21 protein-coding genes and 1 riboswitch are annotated in these 23,095 nt (G+C 66.7%); of the genes, 13 read left to right on the top strand and 8 right to left on the bottom strand.

The genetic code is table 11. The annotated features are described in order from the left end of the window. Positions 1-104: 104 nt before the first annotated feature. The gene (locus NX782_RS21155) at positions 105-863 is read right to left on the bottom strand and encodes a hypothetical protein (RefSeq protein ID WP_258847474.1); all 759 of its coding nucleotides are present in this window, start codon (positions 861-863) and stop codon (positions 105-107) included. 173 nt (positions 864-1,036) lie between these two features. Further along, on the bottom strand, positions 1,037-1,879 hold the full coding sequence (locus NX782_RS21160; protein WP_258847475.1) for a PhzF family phenazine biosynthesis protein: 843 nt from the start codon (positions 1,877-1,879) through the stop codon (positions 1,037-1,039). A 117-nt stretch (positions 1,880-1,996) separates the two neighbouring features. On the opposite strand from NX782_RS21160, the gene NX782_RS21165 reads away from it, so the two are divergent. Both NX782_RS21165 and NX782_RS21170 read left to right on the top strand, forming a co-directional pair. Continuing rightward, positions 1,997-2,311, top strand: coding sequence for an autorepressor SdpR family transcription factor (locus NX782_RS21165; protein WP_308633059.1), 315 nt, complete (start codon positions 1,997-1,999; stop codon positions 2,309-2,311). Then, positions 2,308-2,949: an SdpI family protein gene (locus NX782_RS21170; protein ID WP_258847476.1), complete on the top strand. Its 642-nt coding sequence runs from the start codon at positions 2,308-2,310 to the stop codon at positions 2,947-2,949. Before NX782_RS21165 ends, NX782_RS21170 begins: the two co-directional genes overlap by 4 nt. A 113-nt stretch (positions 2,950-3,062) precedes the next feature. Here the strand turns inward: NX782_RS21170 and NX782_RS21175 are convergent, their stop codons facing one another. Further along, complete coding sequence (locus NX782_RS21175; protein WP_258847477.1) at positions 3,063-4,880, bottom strand: amidase; 1,818 nt, start codon at positions 4,878-4,880, stop codon at positions 3,063-3,065. Between the two features lie 43 nt (positions 4,881-4,923). Continuing rightward, entirely contained in the window at positions 4,924-5,820 is an 897-nt protein-coding gene (locus NX782_RS21180; protein ID WP_258847478.1) for a LysR family transcriptional regulator, read from the bottom strand. Here NX782_RS21180 and NX782_RS21185 point away from each other — a divergent pair. Beyond that, positions 5,810-7,138, top strand: a complete 1,329-nt coding sequence (locus NX782_RS21185; protein ID WP_258847479.1) for an MFS transporter — start codon at positions 5,810-5,812, stop codon at positions 7,136-7,138. The two genes, NX782_RS21180 and NX782_RS21185, sit on opposite strands and share 11 nt — an antisense overlap. A gap of 20 nt (positions 7,139-7,158) precedes the next feature. Further along, positions 7,159-7,962, top strand: coding sequence for a 2,5-didehydrogluconate reductase DkgB (dkgB, locus tag NX782_RS21190; protein ID WP_258847480.1), 804 nt, complete (start codon positions 7,159-7,161; stop codon positions 7,960-7,962). A gap of 30 nt (positions 7,963-7,992) precedes the next feature. Here dkgB and NX782_RS21195 read toward each other — a convergent pair whose 3' ends face one another. Then, positions 7,993-8,712 carry a glutathione S-transferase gene (locus tag NX782_RS21195; RefSeq protein WP_258847523.1) on the bottom strand — a complete coding sequence of 240 codons (720 nt, stop codon included), beginning with the start codon at positions 8,710-8,712 and terminating at the stop codon, positions 7,993-7,995. A gap of 275 nt (positions 8,713-8,987) precedes the next feature. Between NX782_RS21195 and NX782_RS21200 the strand changes: the two genes are divergently transcribed. Together NX782_RS21200 and NX782_RS21205 are read left to right on the top strand one after the other, a co-directional pair. Further along, entirely contained in the window at positions 8,988-9,950 is a 963-nt protein-coding gene (locus tag NX782_RS21200; RefSeq protein ID WP_258847481.1) for a DUF535 family protein, read from the top strand. 71 nt (positions 9,951-10,021) lie between these two features. Then, positions 10,022-11,179 (top strand): iron-containing alcohol dehydrogenase, encoded by a 1,158-nt coding sequence (locus NX782_RS21205; RefSeq protein WP_258847482.1) that lies wholly within the window; start codon positions 10,022-10,024, stop codon positions 11,177-11,179. 94 nt (positions 11,180-11,273) lie between these two features. Here NX782_RS21205 and NX782_RS21210 read toward each other — a convergent pair whose 3' ends face one another. After that, complete coding sequence (locus NX782_RS21210; protein ID WP_258847483.1) at positions 11,274-12,194, bottom strand: PAS domain-containing protein; 921 nt, start codon at positions 12,192-12,194, stop codon at positions 11,274-11,276. A gap of 133 nt (positions 12,195-12,327) precedes the next feature. Here NX782_RS21210 and NX782_RS21215 point away from each other — a divergent pair, with 133 nt between their 5' ends. After that, positions 12,328-12,900: a hypothetical protein gene (locus NX782_RS21215; RefSeq protein WP_258847484.1), complete on the top strand. Its 573-nt coding sequence runs from the start codon at positions 12,328-12,330 to the stop codon at positions 12,898-12,900. A 61-nt stretch (positions 12,901-12,961) separates the two neighbouring features. Next, a riboswitch (TPP riboswitch) is annotated at positions 12,962-13,066 on the top strand. Positions 13,067-13,122: 56 nt separating this feature from the next. Then, positions 13,123-15,300 (top strand): TonB-dependent siderophore receptor, encoded by a 2,178-nt coding sequence (locus NX782_RS21220; protein WP_258847485.1) that lies wholly within the window; start codon positions 13,123-13,125, stop codon positions 15,298-15,300. A gap of 3 nt (positions 15,301-15,303) precedes the next feature. On the opposite strand, the gene NX782_RS21225 is transcribed toward NX782_RS21220, so the two are convergent. Together NX782_RS21225 and pnuC are read right to left on the bottom strand one after the other, a co-directional pair. Beyond that, entirely contained in the window at positions 15,304-15,819 is a 516-nt protein-coding gene (locus tag NX782_RS21225; protein ID WP_258847486.1) for an AAA family ATPase, read from the bottom strand. After that, positions 15,816-16,418 (bottom strand): nicotinamide riboside transporter PnuC, encoded by a 603-nt coding sequence (gene pnuC / locus NX782_RS21230; RefSeq protein ID WP_258847487.1) that lies wholly within the window; start codon positions 16,416-16,418, stop codon positions 15,816-15,818. The genes NX782_RS21225 and pnuC overlap by 4 nt, the downstream gene beginning before the upstream one ends. Before the next feature lie 175 nt (positions 16,419-16,593). Here pnuC and NX782_RS21235 point away from each other — a divergent pair, with 175 nt between their 5' ends. The 5 genes from NX782_RS21235 (at position 16,594) to NX782_RS21255 (ending at position 23,077) form a co-directional block, all read left to right on the top strand. Next, positions 16,594-18,561, top strand: coding sequence for an alpha/beta hydrolase family protein (locus tag NX782_RS21235; protein WP_258847488.1), 1,968 nt, complete (start codon positions 16,594-16,596; stop codon positions 18,559-18,561). A 144-nt stretch (positions 18,562-18,705) separates the two neighbouring features. Beyond that, positions 18,706-19,953 (top strand): efflux RND transporter periplasmic adaptor subunit, encoded by a 1,248-nt coding sequence (locus tag NX782_RS21240; protein WP_258847489.1) that lies wholly within the window; start codon positions 18,706-18,708, stop codon positions 19,951-19,953. Positions 19,954-19,963: 10 nt separating this feature from the next. Further along, entirely contained in the window at positions 19,964-20,647 is a 684-nt protein-coding gene (locus tag NX782_RS21245; protein ID WP_258847490.1) for an ABC transporter ATP-binding protein, read from the top strand. After that, on the top strand, positions 20,637-21,878 hold the full coding sequence (locus tag NX782_RS21250; RefSeq protein WP_258847491.1) for an ABC transporter permease: 1,242 nt from the start codon (positions 20,637-20,639) through the stop codon (positions 21,876-21,878). The genes NX782_RS21245 and NX782_RS21250 overlap by 11 nt, the downstream gene beginning before the upstream one ends. After that, on the top strand, positions 21,878-23,077 hold the full coding sequence (locus NX782_RS21255) for an ABC transporter permease (protein ID WP_258847492.1): 1,200 nt from the start codon (positions 21,878-21,880) through the stop codon (positions 23,075-23,077). Before NX782_RS21250 ends, NX782_RS21255 begins: the two co-directional genes overlap by 1 nt. The last annotated feature ends 18 nt before the right edge of the window (positions 23,078-23,095 follow it).

The raw sequence follows: 23,095 nt of genomic DNA on the forward strand, positions 1-23,095 counted from the left end.
ACGGAACGAGGGGCTGGAGCGGCTGAAACATGTAAGCAATCGATTGAACGTCAATTGCCCGCAAGAATACAGCCTGCCTATGATTCCGTCATGCAATTTCTGTGTCAGGCAACGGCAAACTGCCTGATCGGGCTGGCGATGGGGGCCATCTGCGGCATCGCTGCCCTGAGCGTGTGGCGCGTCCGCAACTCGCCGACCTGAATGTCCGGGTGCGAGGTCTGGCGCACGAACTTCAGCAGCGGGTGTTTGGCGGCGGTCCAGCGCGCTTCCGCGGTGGCGATCTCGAAGGCCATCACCCGGTGCGGGATGTTGCCGACATGGCTCAGCGGAATCATCTGGCCAGGTTCGAACACGTCGGAGAACATCAGTTGCTCGTACTGGCGATCGATCGGGGCACGTCCGGTGGCGATCGCGAATTCGGTGCCGCTCTGCTCCCAGAACTGGAAGAAGGCCTTCATCAGGGCCACCTTGACCACGTGGCCGATGCGCCCTTCCGATACGCCAAGACGGGTCACCTCGGCCAGGCGGCGGCCCTGCAGCCAGTCCGGCAACTCGATCGATTCCTCGACATGCAGGGGACCGTGGACATTGGTCTGGATGCGTGCGGTGCCCAATGCCGAGCCGTCCAGCTTGGATTCGGCGAGCAGCACGATCGTGTCGTTCGCATAGTCGCAGGCTTCCGGCAGGGCCAGGGTGCGTGCGAAGTCCGGCACATGGCGCGCGTAGGCGGACTGGCGGATGCGGACAGCCTTCCACAGCGCCTCCTCGGTATCGACACGGCGCACGGTGAACGGCAGGCGCTCGACCGGCATCTCTTGCTTGGCGTTGATGGATACGGGAATAGCGGGTTGGCGCATGTCCATGGCAGACTTCCTTAATTAGGGAATAACGAGAATTTATGTTGACTATTATCAATTCCCCAAAAAATTCCGAACTGCTGAGCAGGGCCCCTTTTCACCCCTTATTCATGAATTTCCGCACGGTCGTTCTACGCTTGTTCAATTTCTTTTCCGCTTATTTTTCGCTTATTTTCCGCTTACATGAAGCGAGCGGTTCCGGCCACCCGGATCGCGCTGCCCGGCGCATCGCCGATACCGGCCTGCAGGCGCGAGCGCATGCCCATATCCTCGCCCTGCACCACCTCGATCGCGCCGCCGTGCGGCCAGCCGAGGTCGCGCAGGTAGCCGGCCAGGGCCGCGGTGCCGGCGCCGGTGGCCGGGTCCTCGTACACGCCGCCGAAAGCGAAGGGATTACGGGTGTGGAACAGGCGCGCGCTCTCGGCCCACACCAGCACGATGGTGACCAGGCCATGCGCCTGCATCAGCGTGCGCCCCGCTTCGAGCTCGTAGCGCATGGCCGCCAGCAGGTCGCGGCTGGCCAGGGCCAGCACCAGGTGGTCGTTGCCGGCGTGCGCCAGGCCGGGCGGAATGCGCGGGTCGAGGTCGGCCTCGCCGTAGCCGAACAGGTCCAGCGCGGCGGCCACCAGTTGCGGATCGGCGGGCTGGCTGCGGGTCGGCGGCGACTGCAGGCTTGCCAGCGTCAGGCCGCCTTCGCGCCGGCCCTCGACGGTGATGTTGGCCTGGTTCAGCGCCAGCGGGTAGACGCCGTCACCGAATTGATGCGCCAGCGCGGCACCGAGCGCGATCGTGGCATGGCCGCAGAACGCGACCTCGGCTTCGGGCGAGAAGTAGCGGACACGGAAGGTATCGCCGCTGCGCGCCGCGAAGGCGGTTTCCGAGAAGCCGACCGCATGCGCCATGCGCTGCATCTCGGCATCCGGCGGCAACGCGCTGCCGATCCAGACGCCGGCCGGGTTGCCGCCCTCGTCGCCGTCGGAAAAGGCGGAAATGCGCAGTACATCGGTGGACGTCGGGTTCATGGCGGCTCCTGATAAAAAGACCATGATAATGCCGGACAACGAAGCTTGCTGAGGGCTTGACGATGGCCCCGGCCCGGCCTATAGTTAGATCATTGTCTAATTAGATAAGATTCGAACATGACCGGCAAGCTGACCGCCGCCTTCAAGGCCATCGCCGATCCGACGCGCCGCGAGATCCTGCACCTGCTGCGCAAGGAAGAGATGACGGCCGGCGACGTGGCCGCCCGCTTCGACATGACCAAGCCGACCATGTCGCACCACTTCTCGGTGCTCAAGGACGCGGGCCTGATCAGCAGCCGGCGCGAGGGCCAGACCATCTGGTACGCGCTGAACACGACGGTGCTGCAGGACGTCCTGGCCTGGACCCTGGACATGGCCGGCGGCGCCGCGGCGGACAAGACAAACAAGGCAGACAAGGGAGACCGGCAATGACGAAGCAGCGCTTTCTGTGGTGGTCGGTTCCGGTGTTCGTGCTCGTGCTGGCGGCCACCCTCTTCGTGTACCGGGACCTGCCGGCGACCATTCCCACGCACTGGGACGCGGCCGGCCAGGCCGACGGCCATGGACCGCGCGCCATGATCTTCCTGGAGCCGCTGCTGATGGGGCTGACGATTTTGCTGTGGCCCGCCTTGCCGCGCGTCTCGCCGGACAAGTTCAGGGTCGAGGGTTTCAGCGATACCTGGTGGTTCAGCGGGCTGGTCGTGGTCGGCCTGTTCGCCTATATCCAGTGCGTGCAGCTGGCGGTGCTGACGCAGGGCGCGCTGGACATCGGCCGCGCGCTGCTGGGCGGCATCGGCATCGCCATCGTCCTGCTGGGGAATGTGCTGGGCAAGGTGAAGCGCAACTTCTGGCTGGGCGTGCGCACGCCGTGGACGCTGGCCAGCGAACGCGTCTGGTACGCGACGCACCGCCTGGCCGGCAAGAGCATGGTGGTGGGCGGCCTGGTGGTGCTGGCCGCCGCGCTGGCCGGCCTGCCGGGGTATGTGGCGACCGCCGCGCTGCTGGCGGCGGCGCTGGTGCCGGTGGTGTTTTCGCTGGTGTACTACAAGCGGCTGGAACGCGCCCAATAACGTCATCCCCGCGCAGGCGGGGATCCAGGTTCCGTATGCGTTACGGCGACGCGTGCACACTTGGATTCCCGCCTACGCGGGAAGTCATTTCCGGCAATGCCGGGAATGACGTATCAGAAACCCGGCGGGCGCTCGCCGGCAACGCCAGCCGCTTTCTCCAGCGCCAGCCCCACGCGCCCTATCGTCCCCTCGTCGAACAGGCGCCCGATCAAGGTCACCCCATGCGGCACGCGGCGCGCCGGCGAAAAGGTCGGCAGCGGCTGCACCGGATTCGGCGCCCAGTCCGACCTCGCCTGCTCCACCATCACGGCACCGGTGCGCAGGGTCAGCGAGGGGTGGCCGGTGAAGTTCGAGATCGTCAGCATCTCGTCGCGCAGCGAAGGCACCAGCAGCAGGTCGACTTCGCGGAAGATGCGCGCCATCTCCAGCGCCACTTTGCGGCGCATGCGGTCGGCCTGCACGAAGTCCACCGCCGACAGGAAGCGCGCCTCGCGGAACAGGTTCGGCCAGGCGTCCGGCACCTGGGCCTTGAGCTGGTCGACGCGGTGGTCCAGCGTGATCTCTTCGAACGCCGCCGCCGCTTCGGCGAACAGCACCGCGTTCAGCGATTGGTAGGGCCAGTCGGGCAGCGTCACCGGCACCGGCGTCAGGCCCAGCTTCTTCAGGTTCTCCAGCGCGGCGCGGTCGACATCGGTGGCCGGCGCTTCCTTCATCCAGCCGGCAAAATAGCCGACCTTCAGGCCTGCCACCTTCGCGTTCGCATCGTAGTCGAGCTTTGCCGGCACGCTGGCGACGTCGCCGGCGTCGACACCGGAAATCGCCTTCAGCACCAGCATCGCATCCTCGACGCTGCGCGTCATCGGACCGAGTTTGTCGAGCGACCAGCACAGGGTCATGGCGCCGGTGCGCGGCACCCGGCCATAGGTCGGGCGCAGGCCGGTCACGCCGCAGCGCATCGACGGGCTGACGATACTGCCGCCGGTTTCGCTGCCGATCGAGAAGCCGACCAGGCCGGCAGCGGTGGCCGCGCCCGGACCCGCGCTCGAGCCCGAAGCGCCCTCCTCCAGCAGCCAGGGATTCATTGTCTGGCCGCCGAACCAGACGTCGTTCAGCGCCAGCGCGCCCAGGCTCAGCTTCGCGATCAGCACCGCGCCGGCGGCGTCCAGTTTGGCCACCACCGCCGCGTCCTGGGCCGGCACGCGGTTCTGATAAAACTCCGCGCCCCAGGTGGTGCGGATGCCCTTGGTGTCCAGCAGATCCTTCACGCCGTAGGGGATGCCATGCAGCGGGCCGCGGTATTTGCCGGCAGCGATCTCCCTGTCCGCCTGGCGGGCGCGGGCCAGCGCATGTTCTTCGGTCAGCGTGATCACGCTGCGCAGTTTGCCGTCATGGCGCTTGATGCGCTCGAGGTAGATGCGGGTCAGGCGCTCGGACGTGAGCGCGCGCGCTTCGATCCAGCGCGAGAGTTTCGTGACCGGAGCAAAAGCGATGTCCTCGTCTTTCTGCGGCAGCGGGCCGGCATCGTTGCGGCTGCGCACGAAGCGCTCGCGTGCCGGGCCAGCGGGCGCGCCGACGGCTGCCGCCGCGTGCCAGACCGTGGCCGGCGCGACGCTGTCCCCGATCGCCAGCTTGCGCGGGCCGGTGCGCCGCTCCATGGTCGAGGCCAGCGAGACCTTCCAGCTGCCGGCCATCATCGCGCGCTGGGCAGGCTTGTAGCTCACCTGCATCAGCTTCTCGGCTTCGGCGAAGGTCGTGGGCGTGACGTCCGGGCCGACCGCCGCGGTGGCGCCGAAGGTCGGCGGCGCACCCGGCGTGGACAGGCTGGGCGGATTGGTCGGGGTGGTGGAATCCTGCGGCTCGGCTTTCGCGACGCCGGCGACGGCGAGCAGGCCCAGAGGCGCGTTGATCAGGAACTGGCGGCGTTGTGTCATGCATCTTATGCTACCCGATGCTCATGAGCAAAACAACAAGCTTTTATTTGTGCAGCAAGGGTCCGAGCCGCTGGGCCAGGAAGTCGACCAGCGCGGCCACGCGCGGCGCCAGCGCCTCCTGTTTATAGAACACCGCCCAGACCGGCTGGGTCCAGGGCAGCGCGCTGTGCTCCAGCACCGGCACCAGGCGGCCGGCAGCGACATCGCCGCTGGTCAGGAAGTCGGACAGGCTGGCCAGGCCCGCCCCTTCGACCGCCAGGTGGCGCAGGGTCTCCCCGCCGGACGCCGTCACCTGCGGCCTGGCGAGCCAGCCCTCCTGCCCGCCGTCGCTCAGCGGCCAGGTGTTCAGCGAAGCCGGCGCCGTGAAGCCGAGCAGCCGGTGCTGCGCCAGGTCGGCCACCTTTTCCGGGCGGCCGTGGCGCTCCAGGTAGGCGGGCGAAGCCAGCACGCGGATGCGGCTGTGTCCCAGCAGACGGGCGTTGAGGCTGGAGTCGGGCAGGATGCCGATGCGGATCGCGACGTCGACCTTTTCCTCGATCAGGTCGACGAAGGTCTCGCCGCTGGTCAGTTCGAGCGTCACCTGCGGATACTGGTCGAGAAAGTCGGCCACCAGCGGCGCCACCAGGTGGTCGAGCGTGGGCGTGGCGGCGTTGACGCGTACCAACCCCGCCGGATGGCCGCGCCGCGACGCCGCCTGGGCATCCAGGTCCGCCAGCTCGGCCAGCACCCGGCGCGCACGCTCCAGCAGCCAGGCGCCTTCCGCAGTGAGGTCGAGGCGGCGCGTGGTCCGGTGCATCAAGGTCATCCCCAGCTCTTTCTCGACCCGCGAGACGGTGCGCGACACGCCCGAGGGCGTCTGCCCCAGTTGCTGGGCAGCGGTCGAAAACGAGCCGGTTTCCGTGACGGTGACAAAGGTAATCAGGGCGCCGATGTCCAGCATTTGTGACTCCGAGTCAAAAGTCTATTGTACGGCAGCCTATTTTTCCTACACGGCTACGTCATCAGAATGCTGGCTTCGATCAAGGCAACAAGGAGAACCTGCCATGCCACTCGCTTTATGGGCGCTCACGCTGAGCGCCTTCGCCATCGGGACGACGGAATTCGTGATCGTCGGCCTGATCCCCACCATCGCCGCCAGCCTGCAGGTGTCGGTGCCATCAAGCGGCCTGCTGGTCAGCCTGTACGCGCTGGGCGTCGCCATCGGCGCGCCGGTGCTGACGGCGCTGACCGGGCGCGTGCCGCGCAAGCTGCTGCTGCTCGGCCTGATGCTGCTGTTCACCGCCGGGAACCTGGTCGCCTGGATGGCGCCCGGCTACGAAGCGCTGATGGCCGCGCGGGTGCTGACCGGCCTCGCGCACGGCGTGTTTTTCTCGATCGGCTCGACCATCGCCACCAGCCTGGTGCCGAAGGAGAAAGCGGCCAGCGCGATCGCCCTGATGTTCAGCGGCCTGACCGTCGCCCTGGTGACCGGCGTGCCGCTCGGGACCTTCATCGGCCAGCGCTTCGGCTGGCAGACGACCTTCCTGGCCGTCGCCATGCTGGGCGTGATCGCCTTCATCGGCATCGCCCTGCTGGTACCGAAGGCCATTGCCGGCAGCCCGCCTTCCAGCCTGCCGACGCAGATGGCGGTGCTGAAGAAGCCGCGCCTGCTGCTGGTGTATGCGATGACGACCCTCGGCTACGGCGGCACCTTCGTCGCTTTCACTTACCTGGCGCCGATCCTGCAGCAGGTGGCCGGTTTCTCGGCCGGCGCGGTCGGGCTGGTGATGCTGGTGTACGGCGTCTCGGTCGCCTTCGGGAATATCTGGGGCGGCAAACTGGCGGACCGCAAGGGCCCGGTGCGCGCGCTGCAGATCGTGTTCGCGCTGCTGGCCGCCGTGCTGCTGGTGCTGCAGTTCACCGCCGCGAACAAGATCGCCGTGTTGATCACGGTGCTGGCCTGGGGCGCGGTCGCCTTCGGCAACGTGCCCGGTCTGCAGGTCTATGTGGTACAGCGCGCCGGCCGCGATGCGCCGCAGGCGGTGGACGTGGCGTCGGGTCTGAACATCGCCGCCTTCAACGTCGGCATCGCGCTCGGCGCCTGGGGCGGCGGCATCATCGTCGACCGCATCGGCCTGATGGCCACGCCCTGGATCGGCGCGCTGGTGGTGCTGGGCGCGCTGGGCTTGACGACGCTGGCCGGACGCCTGGACCGGCTCGATGCGGCGCGCGGTATCGCGGCGCCCTCTTCAAGCGAACCGGCGGTCCTCACCCATTAACGCATCCAAGGAGAACACAGATGAACAACATGCCCCAACTCGGCCTCGGCACCTTCCGCCTGCAGGGCCAGCAAGCGGTCGACTCGGTGCGTAACGGCCTCGAGCTCGGCTACCGCCACATCGACACCGCCCAGATCTACGGCAACGAGGCCGAGGTCGGCCAGGCGCTCGAAGCTTCCGGGGTCCCGCGCCGCGAAGTCTTCGTCACCACCAAGATCTGGACCGAGCACCTCGCCGGCGACAAGTTGATCGCCAGTCTGAAGGACAGTCTGCACAAACTGCGCCTGGAGCAAGTCGACCTGACCCTGATCCACTGGCCTTCGCCGCAGAACGCGGTGCCGGTGGCCGAATCGATGCAGGCTTTGCGCGAAGCGCGCGACCAGGGGCTGAGCGCCGCGATTGGCGTGTCGAATTTCACCAACGCCCTGCTGGCACAGGCGATTGCCGCGGTCGGCGCGGCCAGCCTCGCCACCAACCAGGTCGAGCTCCATCCTTACCTGCAGAACCGCAGCGTGGCCGCTTTCGCGCGCGAACACGGCATCCATGTGACCGCCTACATGCCGCTCGCCTACGGCAAGGTACTGGCCGATCCGGTCATCGCGGCGATTGCGCAGCGTTTGCATGCGACGCCGGCACAGGTGGCGTTGGCATGGTCGCTGGCCAAGGGTTACGCGGTGATTCCATCCTCGACGCGGCGCGAGAACCTGGCTGCGAACCTGAAGGCGCCGGCGCTCGTGCTGGCCGCGGAGGACATCGCCGCGATCGATGGGCTGGAACGCGGCGAGCGCCTGGTGAGCCCGGACTTTGCGCCGGTCTGGGACTGAACCGCCATCCCCGCGCTGGCGGGGATGAGCTCAGCTTTTCTCGTCGTTCTCCAGCTCCGGATAGTGCCGGAAAATCCCTTCCTCGTTGAAGGGCAGCCGCCGCTCCGACTTCAGGTAGGCGGCAATGTTGGGACGCGCCGCCACCCGGTCGCGCAGGGCGCCCAGCAGCGGATAGCCGGCGTCGATCCGCGCCATCGTCGCCGGGAAGGCGTAGCGCAGTCCCTCGATCAGCTGGAACAGCGACAGGTCGGCATAGGTGAGCGTGGCCCCTAGCAGGTAATCCTTGGGCTCGGGCCGCGCCAGGATGCCCTCGAAGTAATCGAGGAACTTCGGGATGCGCGTTTCGATAAAGTCGGCGGTGCGGCGCTTGGCCTCGGGGCGCTGGTCCTCGTAGTACAGCGAGGTCGCGATCGGATGGTGCGTATCGTGGGTTTCGGCGACCAGGTCGGCGATCGTCAGCTGCAGCTGGTGCACCCACAGGCCGCCGGCTTCGTCGCTGGGCGCGAGACCGTGGTGCTGGCCGAGGTAAAGCAGGATATTCGCGGTCTGGCCGATGGTCAGGCCATCGACCTTCAGGAAGGGCGGCGCGAAGGGCGGATGGTCGGGACCATCCATCGCGGCCAGCATGCGCGCCATGCCGCCAGCCTCGCGCGCGACGTCGACGTAGGCGACGCCGGCTTCCTCCAGCGCCAGTCGGACGAATTCGCCGCGCCCCTGGATCGTCGGCCAGTAAAAAAGTTCAACCATGATTCGACGCTCCTCGTCTTATTCGGGATGACTCAATTATTCATGATGATTTCGATGTTCGGCGCGGCAATCGTGCTAGTCTTGCAAATGGCAACTCAGCCTGACAAAAAATCAACAAGAGACATCGTGATCACGACGAAAAATACAAAAGGGATGCGTTATCGAGCGTGGCGATCTTGACCTGCCCAGCATTTTATTTCCGTTGAGCAATATCACCGTCCCGTCCAAGGCGGTGAGTCAAGATAGAACCACCCGATAATGAATGTCCGGAGCGCACCATGATTTTCGCTCACCTCACCAAGCACTGGATGGCCCGCCGCAGCCAGTATGGCCTGACTTCCTGGTTCCTGTGCATCGCACGCAGCCTGCGCGTGCTGGCCTACCTGCGCGACCACCGCGCCCTCTGCCAGCTCGGCGTCTACCGCAACCACGTGGCGCTGCCGCCCAACGACGACCTGTTCCACCACCTCAGCCACCGCGACTACCTGGTCAAGGGCCTGTCGGCGCGGCAGCGTGTGCAGGCGGTCCTGAGCCATTACCGCTTCGAAGAAACGACCTTCAACGAAGCCTACAAGCAGGCCGTCTACGGCACCCGCTGCCTGCCGCTGTGGCAGTGCGAGGCCGAAGGCAGCCGGTTCCTGATCCAGCTCGAGATGGCCTCGCGCAGCGATGCCGAGGGCGACCTCACGCTGGCCCTGGTCGCCGACGGCAAGTGCCTGCACCGCCTGTCCTTCAGCTGGCTCGAAGGCCAGATGGTCGGCGTCGATGCGCCGGTCGTCCCCTTCATTGCCCGTAACCAGGGCCGCTGGATCGATTCCGGCGCCGCCTTCGAGGCGTTCGAGCGCGTGTTCCCGAACAATTCGCCGAGCTTCTTCTGCTTCGCCGCGATGCAGGGCGTGGCGCAGGCAGTCGGCATCGACCAGGTGGTCGCCATTCGCAGCGAAGACCACCCCACCTACGACCCCGATCCGGAAAAGCATTTCGCCAACGCCTACGACGGCTTCTGGAAAATCCTGGGCGGCGAAGAAATGCCGGGCAAGCAGGGCTACCGCATCGCACTGCCCTTCTACGTCAAGCCGCTGTCCGAGATGCCATCCAAGCACCGCAAGCGCGCCGCCCAGCGCCGCGAGCACTGGCGCCGGATCGGCGAATCGGCCCGCACCACACTGCAGCGCCACCTGTTGCACGCCCGCGCCCACGTCGAGCATGCGGCGCCGGTGCTGGAGCCGGCGCAGGTTTAGCTGCCGCCAACGCGCTTTCCGCGCTTGCGCCATAATCCCCCTCCTGTGCAAACCCGAGGGGGATTTTCATTTTGCTTAACTTCGATTTCTACAACCCGACCCGCATCCTGTTCGGCGAAGGCCAGATCGAGCGCCTGGCGCGCCTGGTCCCGGCCGGTGCCCGCGTGCTGGTGCTGTACGGCGGCGGCAGCATCCGCGCCAACGGCACCTACGACGCCGTGATGAGCGCACTCAAGGACCACACCGTCTTCGAATTCGGCGGCATCGAGCCCAACCCCAGCTACGAGACCCTGACCCAGGCCATCGCCCTGGTCAAGCGCGAGAACGTCGATTACCTGGTCGCCGTCGGCGGCGGCTCGGTCATCGACGGTACCAAGTTCGTCGCCGCGGGCGCCAAGCTGGACGAGGATCCCTGGACCATCCTCGAGCAGCACGCGAAGAACGTGCGCGCGGCCCTGCCCTTCGGCGCGGTGCTGACCCTGCCGGCCACCGGTTCCGAGATGAACTCCGGCAGCGTGATCACGAAGAAGGCGACCCAGGAAAAGTTCGCCTTCATGTCGCGCCTGGTGTTCCCGCAGTTCGCCATCCTCGACCCGACCCGCACCTACACCCTGCCGGCGCGCCAGGTCGGCAACGGCATCGTCGACGCTTTCGTCCACATCATGGAGCAGTACATGACGGTGTCGGGCAATACCAAGGTGCAGGACCGCTTCGCCGAGGGCCTGCTGCAGACCCTGGTCGAAGAAGGCCCGCGTGCGCTGGCCGAGCCCGAGAACTACGCCGTCCGCGCCAACCTGATGTGGACCGCGACCCTGGCCCTGAACGGCCTGATCGGCGCCGGCGTGAGCCAGGACTGGGCGACCCACATGATCGGCCACGAGCTGACCGCGCTGTACGGCCTGGACCACGCGCAGACCCTGGCGGTCGTGCTGCCGGCGATGCTGCGCGAACGCCGCGAGGCCAAGCGCGCCAAGCTGCTGCAGTACGCGGCGCGCGTGTGGGACCTGCGCGAGGGTGACGAAGATGCGCGCATCGAGGCGGCGATCGCCCGCACCGAAGACTTCTTCCGCTCGGTCGGCGTGGCTACCCGTCTGTCGGACTACGGTCTCGGCCAGGATGTGGTGCCGGCGGTGGTGAATGCGCTGGAAGCCCATGGCATGACCAAGCTGGGCGAAACCGGCGAGGTCACGCTGGCGGTCAGCCGCAAGGTGCTGGAGCGCAGCCTCTGATTCCGTCAGGGCTCGGCGGGAAGTGACAGCGGCAGCACGGCCGCGATGCGGGTACCGCGGCCGGGCATGCTGTCGATGGCGAAGCTGCCTTTCATTAGCTGCACACGCTCTTCCACGCCGAACAGGCCGGCGCTTCGAAGCCGCAACCGTCGTCCCTTACGATCAGCTCGAGTTCGCGGCTGCCTGCGTCGCCCACGATTTCGACCACGACCTGGCGTGCGCCGGCGTGGCGTACGATGTTCGTCACGCACTCCTGGACGATGCGGTAGATGCTGATTTCCAGCATAGGCGCAAGGCGTGCCGGCAGCCCGGCATACTCGAACACCCAGGCCGGACCGTGCGCCAGCCGCCGCGCCAGCAGTTGGCGGATCGACGCTTCCAGCCCGAAGTAATCGAGGTCCGGCGGACGCAGCGAAACGGCAATGTCGCGCACCAGGCCCACCATCGACCTCAGCTCCTGCTCGGCCTGCTGCCAGAGCGCGGCTTCGCCGCCGGCCTCGAACAGCGGCTGCGTCCGGTGCAGCAACAGGTTCAACGCCGACAAGCGCTGCCCCAACTCATCGTGCAGTTCGCGCGACAAGGCTTTGCGCTCGCTTTCCTGGGCCTGGATCAAGTCCCGCGCCATCGCTTCGACCCTGGCAAGCAGGGTCCGCTCGAGGGTGACATCGTGCTGGAACCCGACGAGGTGGCTGACGGTCCCGTCCTCGCCTTCGAAAGGAAACACGTAAAGCTTGTTCCAGAACATGTCGCCGTTTTTGCGGTAATTCCGCAGCAGACACTCGCAGTCCCTTCGCGCCGCCACCGCAGCGGCAAGTGCGTGCCGGCCCGGCTGTTCCCGGTCTTCGCCCTGCAGGAAGCGGCAGTTGCGCCCCAACACGTCCGCACTGGCGTAACCGCTCATCTTTTTGAAGGCAGCGTTGACGAAAACGATGGGATTGTCGGCAGCATGCACGTCGGTAATGACGACCGATGAGTTACTTCGATTCAGGAAAGAGTAAAGGAAAGTCAGATCCATGGGTGCTCACCGGGCGAGGCCTCGTCGCTGCATGGTAGAAGAATTCACCCGGCCCCGGCGCGCGTCGCGTGCTCGGCGTTTTTCTGTGGCAGGCTAGACTGGCGCTCAATATCGTCAAATTAAGCAAGTGCCCATGAACATCGCCTGCATCGCCTGGGGTTCGCTGCTGTACAAGCCCCAACCCCTCAAGCTGGCCTCCGGCTGGCATCCGGACGGCCCCCATCTCCCCATCGAATTCGTGCGCCAGAGCGACGACGATCCCGAACTGGCGCTCGCCCTGTGCGAGGGCTTCAAGCCGGTGCCGACCTACTGGGCCTGGCTCGCCACCCGCGACCTCGACACCGCGCGCGCCATGCTGGGCGAGCGCGAGCAGATCCGTCCCGGCTATCCCGAATGCGTCGGCAGCATCCCGCCGGTCGACGGCGCCGAGGCCGATCCGCGCATCGCGGCATGGATGCAGCGCAAGGGTATCGACGCCGTCGTCTGGACGGCCCTGCCCGCCAAATTCGCCGGCGCCAGCGGCCGCGCACCGACCTCGGAAGAAGCCGTCGCCTGGCTCGACAGCCTGCAGGGCGAAGACCGCGCCAAGGCCGAAGACTACGTGCGCCGCACGCCGGCCCATATCGACACCCGCTACCGCCGCCTGTTCGAAAAGCGGCTCGGCTGGCGTCCGCTGCGCGAATCCTACGTCACGCAACGCGTCTGAATCGCACACCAGCACGGTGTTGACAAGCGCACCACGTCGCCGCGCATCCGTGCTACACTCGCGCCTTCGCTAGGGGTCCTGGCAGCAGATATTCGCTGTCGGGTGAGAAATACCCTTCGTACCTGATCTGGATAATGCCAGCGAAGGAAAGCGCAGCGTGATGCCTGAGACGGCGTCCATTCCCGTTTGCCCTTCCCCAGCCGGCGCGAAGACGAGCAAACAATGAACCCAAAACTGAAGTATTCCATTCTGGCCTGCGCCATCGCGCAAGCCTTCTCTCTGAACGCGCACGCACAAACCGGCGCGCAGCCGATGAACGAAGTCGTCATCACCGGCGCCCGCGCACCCAACCTGGAGCGCGCCGCCGTCGGCGGCTTTGCCGACACGCCCATCGTCGACACCCCGGCCTCGATCACCGCCTTCGGCCGCACGCAGATGCAGGACCTGTCGATCCGCTCGACCACCGAAGCCGTGCGCTACGACGCCTCGGTCAGCGACGCCTACAACGCGGTCGGCTATGCCGAGCAGTTCTCGATCCGCGGCTTCGCCCTCGACAATAACTACAGCTACCGCAAGGACGGCTTCGCGATCCCGGGCGACACCCAGATCCCGCTGGAGAACAAGGAACGCATCGAGGTGCTCAAGGGCCTGGCCGGCCTCACCGCCGGCATCGCCACGCCGGGCGGCATCGTCAACTACGTGACCAAGCGCCCGACCAGCACGCCGCTGAGGTCAGCGACGGTGGAAGTGAGCGAGCGCGGCACGCTGTACGGCAGCATCGACCTGGGCGGCCGCTTCGAGGACCGCCGCTTCGGCTACCGCATCAATGCCGCCGCCGCCGACCTGCACTCCTACGTGCGCGGCGCGAACGGCGAGCGCCAGTTCGTCTCCGGCGCCTTCGACTGGCAGATCACGCCGGATGCCAGGCTGGAGCTCGACCTCGACTGGCAGCACAAGGCGCAGCTGACGGCGCCCGGCTACCAGCTGATCCGCAACGAGGTGCTGCCGAGCGGCGTCTCGAACAAGCTGCTGCTGAACGACCAGCCCTGGGCGCGTCCGGTCGACACCCGCGACGCCAACCTCGGCCTGCGCTTCGAATACAAACTGGCCGATGGCTGGAAAGCGACGGTCGCCGCCAACAAGCACTGGTTCAAGCGCGACGACTACACTGCCTTCCCCTACGGGTGCAGCAACGAGGGCGATGGCTACTATCCGGGCTTCTGCTCGAACGGGGACTACGACGTCTACGACTACCAGAGCGTCGGCGAGCGCAAGACCCCGTGGGGCCTGCAGGCCATGCTGCAGGGGCGCTTTGCGACCGGCATCGTCAAGCATCAGCTCACCGTCGGTGCCTCGTATTCGGAGCGCCACGACAGCTTCGGCGATTACGTGTACGACCTGGTCGGCTACAGCAATATCTGGCACCCGCTGGACACCCCGCACGTCGGCCCCGAGCGCGTGACCGGCCCCGTGTTCGAGCGCCGCAGCGACCAGGAAAGCGCGCTGTTCGCCCAGGACATCGTGACCCTCACGCCGCAGCTGACCCTGCACGGCGGCCTGCGCTACGTGCAGACCAAGCGCCGCGACTGGGAGGCGGATCTGGCCGTCCCGGCCTACGTCGCTAGCCGCGCCGACTTCCTGCTGCCGAACCTGGCGCTGGTGTATGGACTGAACCCCGACTGGAACGTCTACGGGGCGATCAGCCACGGCCTGCAGCACGGCGGCATTGCGCCAATGGAGACCGCGAACGAGAACCAGGTGCTGGAGCCGGGCCGCGCGAAGCAGTTCGAGATCGGCACCAAGGGATCGATGGCCGGGCTGAACCTGTCGGCAGCACTGTTCCAGATTCGCCAGGGTCTGGAATACACGGACCCGAACCGCACGCTGCCAGTGATGGTCGATGGCGAAACCCTGCAGCGCCACCCCTACGTGCGCGGCGGCCGCGAGACCCACCGCGGCATCGAACTGGCGGCCGACGGCAAGCTGGGCGCCGGTCTGCAGGCGGGCGTGTCGCTGATGGCGCTGAACACCCGCCAGGACGGCACCGGCGATGCGAGCATCGACGGCAAGCGCGTCACCGACGTCCCCAACTTCAAGTCGACCACCTGGATCGAATACGCCGTGCCGCAACTGCCCGGCCTGAAGCTCGACGCCAACTGGCAGTACGCGGGCAAGAAGGGCTTCGACGTCGAGAACCGCGTGTTCGTGCCCGACTACCACGTGTTCGGCCTGGGCGCCGCCTATGGCGTGAAGCTGGGCGCGGCGAAGCTGACGCTGCGGGCCCGCGTCGACAACCTGTTCGACAAGTTCTACTGGCGCGACGTCACGCCGGCGCTGGGCGGCTACCTGCTGCCGGGCGCGCCGCGCACCTTCCGCATCTCCGGCCAGTTCGACTTCTAAAGTCTAGCCGAGCAAGGCTTCGACCTGCCGCATCCGCCGCGGCAGGTCGCCTTCCACCAGCGTGAACGGGATGCCCCGTTCGCGCAGCACCGCCAGCAGGCATTCGTGCACCTGCTGTCTGACCGCTTCCGATTCGCGCTGCAGGCCATCCGGCACCCAGGGCAGATCCAGTCCGGCGACCAGGGTCAGGGCGTAATCGTGTTCGGCTTCCAGCGCCAGCAGTTCGGGCGGCACCCTGCCCCAGTAGATGCGGCTGTAGACCGCCGTCATCAGCGGCGTGGTATCGCAGAACAGGAAGCGCCGCGCGTCGCTGGACGCCGCCATCGCGTCCTCGCGCGCGCGCTGGGTGCGCGCGATGCCGAACTGGTCTTCTTCATGCGGCACGCGCTGCCGGGTCTCGACGAACTCGCGCAGGTACTCGGGCACCCACAGCGTGTCGTAACGCGCAGCGAGGGCCGGCGCCAGGGTGGACTTACCGGTCGACTCGGCGCCGAGGATCGCGATCCGTTGCAAAGTCATCGCACGCCCTCGCGCGCGGCACGCGCCCAGGTCCGCAGGCCCATGGCGGCCATGAACACGAAGGCCGCGTACAGGATCGCGGTCAGGTGCAGGCCCTTGTAGACGTACAGGCCGACGTAGAGCACGTCCACCGCGATCCACACATGCCAGTTCTCGACCTTCTTGCGCGCCGCGAGCAGCGTGCCGAGCAGGCTGCCGGCGGTCAGGAAGGCGTCCATGTGCGGCACGTCGGTGTCGGTGTACGCGTGCAGGAACCAGGACAGCAGGACGAAGCCCAGCAGCCAGCCGGCCAGCGACGCGATCCAGCCCTGGCGGTTCAGCCAGCTCACCACCAATGGTTTGTCGTCCTGGCCGGTGCCGCGCAGCCACTCGTACCAGCCCCAGATCGAGGCGACGATGAACACCGCCTGCAGGCCGGCGTCGCCGTACAGACGGGCCTCGAAGAACACGATGCCGTAGGTGCTCGATGAAACGATCGCGAACAGCCAGGCCCAGTGGATGCGGCGGATATTCAGGAGCACCGTCACGATCGACAGGACAAAGGAGATGAGTTCCAGCGGCGTGGTCGGAAAGCCGAGGAAGGAAAACGGGTCGTTCATGCGCGGCAGGCAGGGAGGTGGCAGGTCAGCAGGCGATTATGGGAGGTGGCGCGCGAATCCGCAAGCCAGCCTCCGGTTTGTTTGGCTACCACGTCGTGACAAAGTGAGGATATCGGCAGCAGCCATGGATATATACTCATCCGCATTCTCTCCACACAGCATTGATCGGAACGTCATGCGCCTGACCAGAATCCTGCTTTGCACCGCCCTGCTTGCCGCCCGACTGCCCGCCCTCGCTGCGCCTGCATCTGCGCCCGCCGCAGCGCCGATCCCGATTGCCGCCTTCGCCGGCGAAGACCAGTACTCGCTGCCGCGCCTGGCGCCGGACGGCAAGCACATCGCCATCACCGTCCGCATGCCGGGTGGGGAGCGCCCGGTACCCGTGGTGATGGTCTACTCGCTGCCCGACCTGAAGGTGGAAGGCGCGATCCGCCTGTCCGCCTTCGAGGTGCCGCTTGACTGCCGCTGGGTGAGCAACAAGCGCCTCGTGATCGCGCGCGGGATGGAGCTGGGCTCGCGCGAGAAGCCGATATCGACCGGCGAACTGCTCGCCACCGACTACAACGGCCAGAAGCAGGAATACCTGCACGGCTACCGCATGTTCGAGCAATCCTCGCGCAGCAACCGCTATCCTTCCGACGAAGCCTATGGCTATATCGAGGACACGACCAGCAGCTACAACGACCACGTCTTCGTGACCTCGCGCCTGTGGGGAGCCAACCGCACGCTGTTGTACGATATCGACACGCGCAACGCAGTCCGCAAGCTGATCGCCACGCTGCCGGTACGCGGCCTGGGCTTCCTGATCCAGCATGACGGCAAGCCGCGCTTTGCCCACGGCACCGACGAAGACAATTACGCCCTGCTGTTCCGGCGCGACGATGCGAGCGGGGCCTGGAACAAGGTCGAGGCCGACGTGGAGCGTTATGTACCGATCGGCTTCTCCGCCGACGACACCCGCTTCGCGGCGCTTTACTCGAAGTCCGGCGAGCCCGACGCGCTGATACGCGAAGACCTGGCGACCGGCGCGCGCACCACGCTCTATACCGATCCGGAGGCGGAGCCGGCCGGCCTGCTGTACGGCGCCGGCAGCGGCGTGCCTTTCGGCGCCCGCGCCGGCCTCGGCGCCGCGCGTGCCGTGTACTTCGACGAGGGCAGCGAGGATGCGCGCCTGCACAAGCTTCTCAGCCAGCAGTTCCCGGGGGCCTGGGTCAGCTTCCACAGCTTCAGCCAGGACGGCAGGCTGGTGCTGTTCGGCGTCGCCAGCGACCGCGATCCCGGTTCCTACTACCTGTTCAACAAGGACACCGGCAAGGCCGACCTGCTGTTCTCGGCGATGGAAGGCATCGATCCGGAGCGGATGGCGCAGCGCCGCCCGATCAGCTTCCGCAGCCGCGATGGCGTGACGCTGCACGGCTTCCTGACCGCGCCGGCCGCCGCGCCCGGCGTCAAGCTGCCGATGGTGCTGCTGCCGCACGGCGGTCCGCACAATGTGGCCGACGACTGGTTCTTCGATACCGATGCCCAGTTCCTCGCCAGCCGCGGCTACGCCGTCCTGCAGGTCAACTTCCGCGGTTCGGATGGCCGGGGGCCGAACTTCATGCGCGCCGGCTACCGCCAATGGGGCGGCAAGATCCAGGACGACCTGGTCGACGGCGTGCGCTGGGCCATCGGCCAGGGCACCGTCGATCCGCAGCGGATCTGCGTGGTCGGCGCCAGCTTTGGCGGCTACGCCGCGCTGATGCTGGCGGCGCGCGAACCCGACATCTTCCGCTGCGCGGTCGGCTATGCCGGCGTGTACGACCTGAACCTGATGGAGAAGACGGATGAGGTGAAGAGCGACGTGCGCTTCCTGGCCCAGCTCAGGCGCTACATCGGCACCGACAAGGCGGAGCTCGACCGCTTCTCGCCGGCGCTGCTGGCGGCGAAGATCAAGGCGCCGGTGCTGCTGGTCCACGGCGGCAAGGACAAGCGCGCCCCGCTCAACCAGGCCGAGGCGATGCGCGATGCGCTGGTCAAGGCCGGCCACCCGCCGGAGTGGTTCCTTGCGCCCAACGAGAGCCACGGCTTCTACGACACCAGGAACGTGACCGAGTTCTACCAGCGCCTGGAAGCCTTCCTGGCCAAGAACATCGGCCACTGAGCCGACGTCGACTGCCCGGATCCGGACACCAGTGCCCGCGCACGGGCAGCGTGACGGCGCGCCGGCTGCATCCGCCAGAGGGAAGCCCCTCTGGCACGATGCTTGCAATGAAGGATGCATCTTGACTTTGAAACCTGCATCCCCATGGACCAAGCCATCGGCATCGACACCCTGCGCCGCCGCCACCTCCTCCGCCTCGCCACCGGCATCCTGCTGTGCGCCGGCTTCCTGGCCGCGGCCTGGGGCATCAACCGTGCCGTGCGTCCCGCCGTGCTTGCCAGCGACATCGTCGTGGCCGAGGTCAGGCGCGGCAACGTCGACAACACCATCAACGCCGCCGGCGTGGTCATCCCCGTGCACGAAGAAGTCGTGTCCAGCCCGGGCGCGAGCCGCGTCGCGCGCGTGCTGGCCAAACCGGGCCAGCAGGTAAAACAGGGCGAGCTGCTGCTGGAACTGGACGACCGCGAAATCCGCCTGGCGCTCGAAGCGCTGAAGGAGCAGCTGGCGCAACAGGAAAACAGGATCGTCACGCTGAAGCTCGAGATGGAACAGAAGCTCAAGCAAACCGCCTCCGCCATCGAACTGCTGGAGATCGACCTGCAGGCCAGCCGCGCGCTGCGCGAGCGCAACCGCAAGCTGCGCGAAAGCGGCCTGGTGTCCGGCCAGGATCTGCTGACCTCCGAACTGAACGTGCAGCGCAACGAAGTCCAGCTGCGCCAGCAGCGCGCGCTGATCGAGGATACGCGCGGCAGTACCGCCAGCAGCATCGCCGCGGCGAACCTGCAAAAAGCGATCCTGCAGAAGCAGATCGCGCGTCAGGAAGGCCTGCTCGAACAGACCCGCGTGCGTGCGCCCTTCTCCGGCATGCTGACCTCGCTGGTGGAGGAAGCGGGGGCCAGCGTGGCGGCGGGCCAGCTGGTGGCGCGCGTCTCGGAACTGAACAACTACCGCGTCGAAGCGACCCTGTCCGACTTCCACGCGCGCCAGCTGGCGGCCGGCCAGCCGGTGCGCGTCGAGCAGAACGGCGAGGTGTTGGCCGGCACGGTCCGCACCATCCTGCCCGAAATCCAGAACGGCACCATCAAGCTGCTGGTCGACCTCGAACAGCCGCATAACCCGCACTTGCGCAACAAGATGCGGGTCGATGCCAACATCGTCACCGAGCGCCGCGCCAACGTGCTGGTACTCGACAACGGCAGCGCCTTCAACGGCAAGGGGCGCCAGCCCGCCTTCGCCGTGCGCGACGGCGCCGCACACAAGATCCTGCTCACGCTTGGCGCCAGCGACGGCAAGGTCATCGAAGTGGTCGACGGCGCGCAGGCCGGCGAACGCTTCATCGTCTCGGACACCAGCGCCTTCAAGGACCTGGACCGTATCCGTATTACCGAATAAGGAGAACGACATGATCAAACTGAACAAGGTCAGCAAGACCTACCGCACCGACAAGGTCGAAACGCTGGCCCTGAGGGACATCGACCTGCACGTCAGGGAAGGCGAATTCGTGGCCATGATGGGCCCCAGCGGCTGCGGCAAGAGCACGCTGCTGAACATCATCGGCCTGCTCGACCGGCCCGGCCAGGGCAGCGTCGAGATCGGCGGCGTGTCGATGAAGGGCCATGGCGACCGCCAGCTGGCGGCCCTGCGCAACCGCACCTTCGGCTTCATCTTTCAGAGCTTCCACCTGATCCCGGACCTGCGCGTGATCGACAACGTCGAATTGCCGCTGCTCTACCGCAGCGGCGGCGGCGCCGAACGGCGCCGGCTGGCGCGCGAGGCGCTGGAAAAGGTCGGCCTGGGTGCGCGCATGGACCACTATCCGAACCAGCTGTCGGGCGGCCAGCAGCAGCGCGTGGCGATCGCCCGCGCCATCGTCGGCCAGCCGAAGATCCTGCTGGCCGACGAGCCGACCGGGAACCTGGACAGCAAGATGGGCGAGGAAGTCATGGACATCCTGCTCAAGCTGAACGGCGAAGGCACGACCGTGGTAATGGTCACCCACGACGAACAGGAAGCGCGCCGCACCAACCGCATCGTGCGCGTATTCGACGGCCAGCTGGTCACCCCGGAGCACCTCCATGCTGCGTAATTACCTGCTGACCGCCTGGAAGGTCTTCATGCGCCGCAAGCTGTTCACGGCGATCAACCTGGCCTGCATCGTGCTCACGCTGGTGGTGCTGATGGTGATCACCGCTTTGCTGGAGACCGCCTTCTGGCCGAGCGGGGTGGAAGGCAAGAGCGAGCGCTTCCTGCAGGTCTACGGCATCCGCAGTGAAAGCGCCGACCACCACACGACGCGCACCTCCCTGCTGGGCTTCAAGACCATCGACAAATACCTCAAGCCGATCCCCGGCCTGGAGCGCGTCTCGGCCTTCACCACGCCCGCCTCGGTGTCGGTCTACCAGGGCGACCGCGTCAGCGAACTGCAGATGCGGCGCGTCGACGCCGACTATTGGCGCATCCTCGACTTCAAGCTGCTGGCGGGCCGCCTGCCGGACGTGGACGACGACAGCATGGGCCGCTTCGTTGCCGTCATCAATGCCACCACTGCGCGCAAGCTGTTCGGCGACGCATCGGCCCTGGGCCAGAAGATCAGCATCGGCGGCCAGATGTTCGAAGTGATCGGGGTGGTCGAGGACGTCATCCACATGAATGCCTTTGCCGATATCTGGGCGCCGCTGTACACCTTCCCGTCCGGGACGTGGCGCGACGACTTGACCGGTTCCTTCGCCGCCATGCTGCTGGCGAAGGACTCGTCCGACCTGCCACGCGTCAAGCGCGAAGTCGAACGCGCCGCCAGGACCTTCGTCGACAAGGACCCGCATACCTTCGCCATCACCACCTTCTGGGCCGACAGCAAGCTGGACCTCGTTGCGCGCGAACTCCTGGGTAACAAGGAGCAGGTCGACTCCGGCGGCGGCACGCTGCTGCTGCGGATCGCCGTCGGCATGCTGCTGTTCATGCTGCTGCCCGCACTGAACCTGGTCAACCTGAACACCGGCCGCATTCTCGAGCGCAGTTCGGAAATCGGCGTGCGCAAGGCCTTCGGTGCGACCAGCATGCAGCTGGCCGGCCAGCTGGTGGTCGAGAACGTGCTGCTCTCCCTGGCCGGCGGCTTGATCGGGCTGGCCTGTACCCGCCTGGTGCTGTGGTGGCTGGAGAGCGCACAGCTGATCCCCTACCTGAAAGTCGGCATCAACCCGACCGTATTCGCCTGCGGCATGCTGCTGGCCTTCGTGTTCGGCCTGCTGTCCGGCCTGATCCCGGCCTGGAAGATGTCCCGCCTCGATCCCGTCCATGCCCTGAAAGGAGCCGCGTGATGCTGCGCCACCTGTTGAAGCTGACCTGGAAGCGCAAGACCAGGAACCTGATGCTGAGCCTGGAGATCCTGCTCGCCTTTGCCGTCGTGTTCGGCATCGCCGCCTTCGGCCTGCGCAACTGGCAGCTGTACCGCGAGCCGATCGGCTTCGATGGCGCCGACACCTGGTCGGTCAGGATGGTGCTGGGCGACGTGCCCGACGAGGCGATTCCGGCCGACGTCTACGACACCCTGCGGCGCAGCCTGCGCGAGCTGCCCGAGGTGCGCGAGGTCGCCTTCGCGGCCTACTCGCCCTATACGATGTCGACCTGGACCACCAGCTACAAGTCGCCGCAGACCGGTGCCGAGGTCCACACCAACATCTTCGAGTCGAGCGACGGCACCGCCGCCGTCCTCGGCCTCAAGATGGTGGCGGGACGCTGGTTCGACGCCCGCGACGACGGCCAGGCCGTGCATCCGGTGGTGCTGAACAAGCGCATGGCTGCGGCGATGTTCCCGGGCCGCCAGGCGCTGGGCCAGCAGTTCACCGAAAAGGAAGGCAAGGATACCGTGCGCACCCTGCGCGTGGTCGGCCTGGTCGAGGACTACCGCAACAAAGGGCCGCTGATGGCACCGGTCAAGTTCGTGCTGACGCGCTTCGACCCGCATGCCGGCAAATCGCGTCCCCGCACCATCCTGATCAAGGTGGCGCCGGGCACCCCGCGCAGTTTCGAGACGGCCCTGAACCGCCGGCTCAAGCTGGTCCGCAATGACTGGGCTTACGAGATCGCGCCGCTCGCGGCAATGCGCGCCAGCACGCTGAAGGAACAGCTGGTGCCCTTCATCGTGATTGCCGTGATCGCTGCCTTCATGGTCGCGATGGTCGCCTTCGGCCTGTTCGGGGTTTTGTGGCAGAACACCACGCGGCGGATTCCCGAGATCGGCCTGCGGCGCGCGGTCGGGGCCAGCGCCGGGAGCATCTACCGCCAGATCATCGCCGAGCAGTTGCTGCTCAGTTCGAGCGCGATGATCGTGGCGCTGGCGCTGCTGGTACAGCTGCCCCTGACCGGCGCCCTGGGCGAGGGCCTCAACTGGGCCGTCTTCACCGGCGCCGCCGGACTGTCGATGGGGGTGATCTATCTGCTATCCTTGCTTTGCTCGCTCTACCCGGGCTGGCGCGCCAGCCGTCTCAGCCCGACCGAAGCGCTGCACTACGAATAAAAGAAAGCCTCGCATCAA

This window comes from Massilia norwichensis (assembly GCF_024753245.1).
In the GTDB taxonomy this organism is placed as follows: domain Bacteria; phylum Pseudomonadota; class Gammaproteobacteria; order Burkholderiales; family Burkholderiaceae_D; genus Telluria; species Telluria norwichensis.